The 4,094-nt window shown below is 56.0% G+C and carries 6 protein-coding genes; 5 read left to right on the forward strand and 1 reads right to left on the reverse strand.

Features of this window, described 5'->3' with window-relative positions:
* Nucleotides 1–273 precede the first annotated feature (273 nt).
* The 3 genes from PY793_RS13960 to PY793_RS13970 are packed head-to-tail and all read left to right on the forward strand — an operon-like array spanning nucleotide 274 to nucleotide 1,923.
* Nucleotides 274–873 (forward strand): helix-turn-helix domain-containing protein, encoded by a 600-nt coding sequence (locus PY793_RS13960; protein ID WP_275178590.1) that lies wholly within the window; start codon nucleotides 274–276, stop codon nucleotides 871–873.
* The gene (locus PY793_RS13965) at nucleotides 870–1,145 is read left to right on the forward strand and encodes a hypothetical protein (protein WP_165926600.1); all 276 of its coding nucleotides are present in this window, start codon (nucleotides 870–872) and stop codon (nucleotides 1,143–1,145) included. The genes PY793_RS13960 and PY793_RS13965 overlap by 4 nt, the downstream gene beginning before the upstream one ends.
* 40 nt (nucleotides 1,146–1,185) lie before the next feature.
* A complete protein-coding gene (locus PY793_RS13970) occupies nucleotides 1,186–1,923 on the forward strand; it encodes a hypothetical protein (protein ID WP_275178591.1) in 738 nt (245 codons plus the stop codon).
* A gap of 13 nt (nucleotides 1,924–1,936) precedes the next feature.
* Here the strand turns inward: PY793_RS13970 and mobQ are convergent, their stop codons facing one another.
* Nucleotides 1,937–2,944: a MobQ family relaxase gene (mobQ, locus tag PY793_RS13975; RefSeq protein ID WP_275178592.1), complete on the reverse strand. Its 1,008-nt coding sequence runs from the start codon at nucleotides 2,942–2,944 to the stop codon at nucleotides 1,937–1,939.
* Nucleotides 2,945–3,160: 216 nt separating this feature from the next.
* On the opposite strand from mobQ, the gene PY793_RS13980 reads away from it, so the two are divergent.
* Nucleotides 3,161–3,418, forward strand: coding sequence for a mobilization protein (locus tag PY793_RS13980; protein WP_006560192.1), 258 nt, complete (start codon nucleotides 3,161–3,163; stop codon nucleotides 3,416–3,418).
* Nucleotides 3,415–3,951 carry a replication protein gene (locus PY793_RS13985; protein ID WP_275178594.1) on the forward strand — a complete coding sequence of 179 codons (537 nt, stop codon included), beginning with the start codon at nucleotides 3,415–3,417 and terminating at the stop codon, nucleotides 3,949–3,951. The genes PY793_RS13980 and PY793_RS13985 overlap by 4 nt, the downstream gene beginning before the upstream one ends.
* The last annotated feature ends 143 nt before the right edge of the window (nucleotides 3,952–4,094 follow it).

Genomic DNA, 4,094 nt, shown 5'->3' on the forward strand with positions numbered 1-4,094 from the left:
TCTTGCCCGATTCTGCTGGTGGCACAGGGTCCGGGCGAGCGCCCTGCGGGCGGGCTACGCCGCTCCCGCAGGGCGCCGGAACAGCCGCCGAAATGGCAGTTTTCCACCGGGAAAAGGGGGGACAACAGGGGGATTAGATTCTTTTATCTTTCTTAGAGATCGCCACACCCCGCAGACGACCTAGAAAAATAGCTTGTTTTAAGTCCCGGATTCTGGGACTAATTGATCCCGGATTCCGGGACTTAAAAACGGGTTCTCCACAGGGAGCAAGACATGGCCCAGATTGTGCGCCTCACCACCAAGCCGCAGCGATCCGGACAGGAGGAAGCTGCACAGGCGGCCGAGCAACTCTCGCTCCTGTCCGAAGAGCTCCTGAAGCATTTACCCGGAGAGGCGCGTATAGCCATCTCAAGGGCCACACACGCGCTACAGAAAGCCGCGCGACCAGACACCACCGAAGGGCTTTGGCCGGGAGGTTTCACCATGTTGAGCCGTATGCAGACCGCCACGATCTGGGATGCCATCCGCGAGTTACCATCTGACGACCGGCCTAATCAGGTGCGCCATGCCTTCGATCTGGTGCTGCTCAATCTCCGGCAGGACACCGGCGAAGTACTGCTCACCCGCGACCAGCTTGCCGAAAGGATTGGATGTGCTCCCAAGCATGTCAGTACAATCATGGGCACACTGGAAAAAATGGGCGTAATCCGCCGCGAACGGCGTAAAATCGAAGGGATGCAGGGGCGAGGTGTCGCCGTGTATTTCATCAATCCGCATGTGGCATGGAATGGTTCGCTTGACGTCCGCAAGGCACAGGCAGCGGAAACCCGGCCACCCATGCAACTTGAGCTTTTGCAGGGAGGCGCACAATGACTGACGCACCGGAAAACCTTGTTCTCGTCCATCTGCGAAGGTTGGAAGATAAGGTCGATAAGCTCGCCCGCAATCAGGTGGAGTTGCATCAAGCGGTTACTACCAACCTGCAATATACCCAGCGTCTCGGTGCCCGCATGGGCGAGCTGCGAGACGATCTAGAAGTGATGCTCAAAGCCGAAACAATGGGAGCCAGCCTCTCATGGCGGCGGGAGTTGGAAGGACGTATTGAAGCTCTCGAAAGTGAACTTCTTTCTCGATCCAATCATTGATTTTCAACTATTGATACAGAATACTGACCAACAATTCTTCATGTCTGAGGTTTTTACTATGAAAGTCAGTGGTTACACTCACAGTACATATGATCTACCGGACAACGGTTCCAGAGCTAAAAACACCCCATCTCTTAATCTAGATTTCAGTAATATGACCCCTCAAGAAATGGAATCTGCAAGAAGAGAATTGGCGAGTGAAGGAAAAATCTCTTTCCATCAAAATACAGAAATGGCTTTAATGGATGGGTATGCGTTTATAGGTGTTAATGGTGGAAAACAGGTTGCTGGATCAACGAATATGTATTCGATGATCGACTCCCTTATTAATTATCAAGAAAAATATGGGATCATAAATGTTAAAGACAACATTGAATCACTTAAATCATTAAGAGAAACACTCGAAGAAAATGACGTAAATACCATTAAAAATACTCAAACAATTAATGGAACATTATCAAACAACTCTTCTAATTCTGTCGATTTCACGAATATGTCGCTCAACCAATTAAGGAATTGGGTAAATGATCAGGTGAAGTCTGGAAATATGCCCTTCGATCAAGGCGACAATCTAGCTATGATGTCTGGACATGTACCGGTTTCAGGAAACTCTCTGATAGATAGCACGGATGACGAACCAGTAAATTTCATCGAAATTGCTCAAAATGGTATCGCCGGAGCTATTTCACGCCATGATAAAAACTCGGTCAAAATGCTAGAAGAAGCGCTCACCACAATGAATAAATATCAGAATAGTTCTACTGATTTCACTACGTAATCTGCATATTAAGCTAGAAACCAATACTTGATCCGCGATCGCGTGACTGCCTGATCTCCTTGGCAAATTGCTTTTGGTGGGCTTCTTCTGCTGCCCGGATTTCCTGCTGGCGTCTGATTTCAGCCTGACGTGCCAGCTCTTGCTTCTGGCGTTCGACTTCCCGCTGCTGCTCTATCCGTTGCCCAATCTTCCGGGCCAGACCGACCGCCTGCCGGGCCTTTTTCTCAAGGCCAGAGAACAGCTCCTGCGCCTTCTCCATAGCCTTGCGGGCCACCTCAAGCACCCTGTTCCGCTCGCGGATCTCCGCGTTCTGCTTCCCGAGATCCGTCACCGGCTCCCGGCCGGGGATCTCGCGGGCCGCCTGACGCTCCATAGCGGTCGCTGACACGCCCATGTGCCGGGTCGGCTCCTGTTCCTTCCCCTGGCGCTCGAAGCTCCGGTGATCCACCCGCTGTTCGACCTGGTGCCGTTCCAGCGCCATGTTGACCTGGCGCGCCCACACACCCCGCATGTGCTCGATCTCAGCCGAGGCGGTGCTGGCCACGTCCAGAACCCGCGTCTTTGCCCCTAGCCCTTCCTCCCCGGCCGTCCGGGTCGTGGTCAGGATGTGCGCGTGATGGTTCCGGTTATCCCCTTCCCGGCCGGGTTCATGGATCGCCACATCGGCCACCACCCCGTACCGCTTTACCAGCTCACGGGCGAAATCCCGGGCCAGTTCCTTCCGTGCGCTCGCATCCAGTTCGGCCGGTAACGCCAGCTCGTATTCCCGGCCGGTCTTGGCGTCCTTCCGCTTCTCGGCCGCCTCGGCTGCGTTCCACAGGGCGTTCCGGTCCTGCGCCCAGTCCGCACCATCCGGGGCCACGATGAACGTATCTTCCACCCCCTGCTTGCGGGTGTAGTCATGCGTCAGGCCCTGCCGTTCGTCCGTCAATTCCTGACCGGCACGATAGGCAGCAGCAGCCACGACGCTGCGACCGGCAGAACGCGAGATGGATTTGACAGACAGGTGGTAGATCGCCACGACTCGCTCCGTTCAGGAAGGGTTCAGGGAAGGAACGTCCCTGACGCACGCATTGCGAAGCAATGCTAAAGTGCGCCCTTCACTCCTTCGTCGCAAGGGTTGTTTGCGCTCCACGAGGAATCAAGGAAACTTCTGAAAAATCGGGTATCATCAACAGGGTCATGCAGGAATGGAAATCCCAACAGACCATTGCACCCACTTGGAGCTGGAGGAAAAATGACACCCATCGAGAAGGCGAAACAGCAGGTCGAGCAGGCCAAGGCCCGGTATCAGGCTTTGCTCGCCAGACAGAACGCCGAGGAGCGCAAACTGGATACACGGCGCAAGGTCATTCTCGGGGGACTGCTGATCGACGCGGCCGGGAAGGATGAACGCTTTGGCCGGGTCATTGACGAACTGATGAAACGCATCACCCGCGACCACGACCACAAAGCGTTCGAGGGGTGGCAGAAGCCGGAGCCTGACCGGTCATGACCGACGAACGCGAGCTGGATGACGGGCTGGCCGCGTTCGAGCAGCTCGGCCGGGAAATGGCGGAGACGAACCGCCTGCTCCGGGCCGTTCGATCCGATCAGGCCACCCGGAACCAGCAGGAATATGCCCTGTCGGCCGAAATGCAGACCGCGCTTAAACAGGCCACAGGAGCCTCACAGGAGGCGCTACAGGCCAGTCAGACCGAAATACGCTCATCTCTACTCTGGACGGGCCTAATGGCCTTCCTGATCGTTCTGGTGGCGTTTGGTGGTGGTTATTTCTTCGGTCAGCAGGCCGGAACCGAAAAAGGGCAGGCGGAAGGGTATCAGGCCGCTCGTGATGAAAAGGCGGCTGCGTCCTGGGCCAACACTCCGGCCGGACAGCGGGCTTATGGTCTCGATCAGCTCGGCAACCTCGATCTAGTGACGCAATGCCGGGGGCAGGGATGGCGGATCGTGCGACAACACGGACAGGATTATTGCTACCCCTACCTCGACGCCCAGCAGATGGTTCATGGCTGGGCGATACCCTGACCAGCCCCCTCGTCGTTTCCTGAGCCATTTTCTCTTGCCCGATTCTGCTGGTGGCACAGGGTCCGGGCGAGCGCCCTGCGGGCGGGCTACGCCGCTCCCGCAGGGCGCCGGAACAGCCGCCGAAATGGCAGTTTTCCACCGGG

The organism is Acetobacter fabarum, from assembly GCF_029069195.1.
In the GTDB taxonomy this organism is placed as follows: domain Bacteria; phylum Pseudomonadota; class Alphaproteobacteria; order Acetobacterales; family Acetobacteraceae; genus Acetobacter; species Acetobacter fabarum_A.

Bases quoted from the DNA above. Each gene is read 5' to 3' on its own strand.
- PY793_RS13980 (WP_006560192.1), top strand. From the start codon at position 3,161: ATGACACCCATCGAGAAGGCGAAACAGCAGGTCGAGCAGGCCAAGGCC.
- PY793_RS13985 (WP_275178594.1), top strand. From the start codon at position 3,415: ATGACCGACGAACGCGAGCTGGATGACGGGCTGGCCGCGTTCGAGCAG.
- PY793_RS13960 (WP_275178590.1), top strand. From the start codon at position 274: ATGGCCCAGATTGTGCGCCTCACCACCAAGCCGCAGCGATCCGGACAG.
- PY793_RS13970 (WP_275178591.1), top strand. From the start codon at position 1,186: ATGTCTGAGGTTTTTACTATGAAAGTCAGTGGTTACACTCACAGTACA.
- PY793_RS13965 (WP_165926600.1), top strand. From the start codon at position 870: ATGACTGACGCACCGGAAAACCTTGTTCTCGTCCATCTGCGAAGGTTG.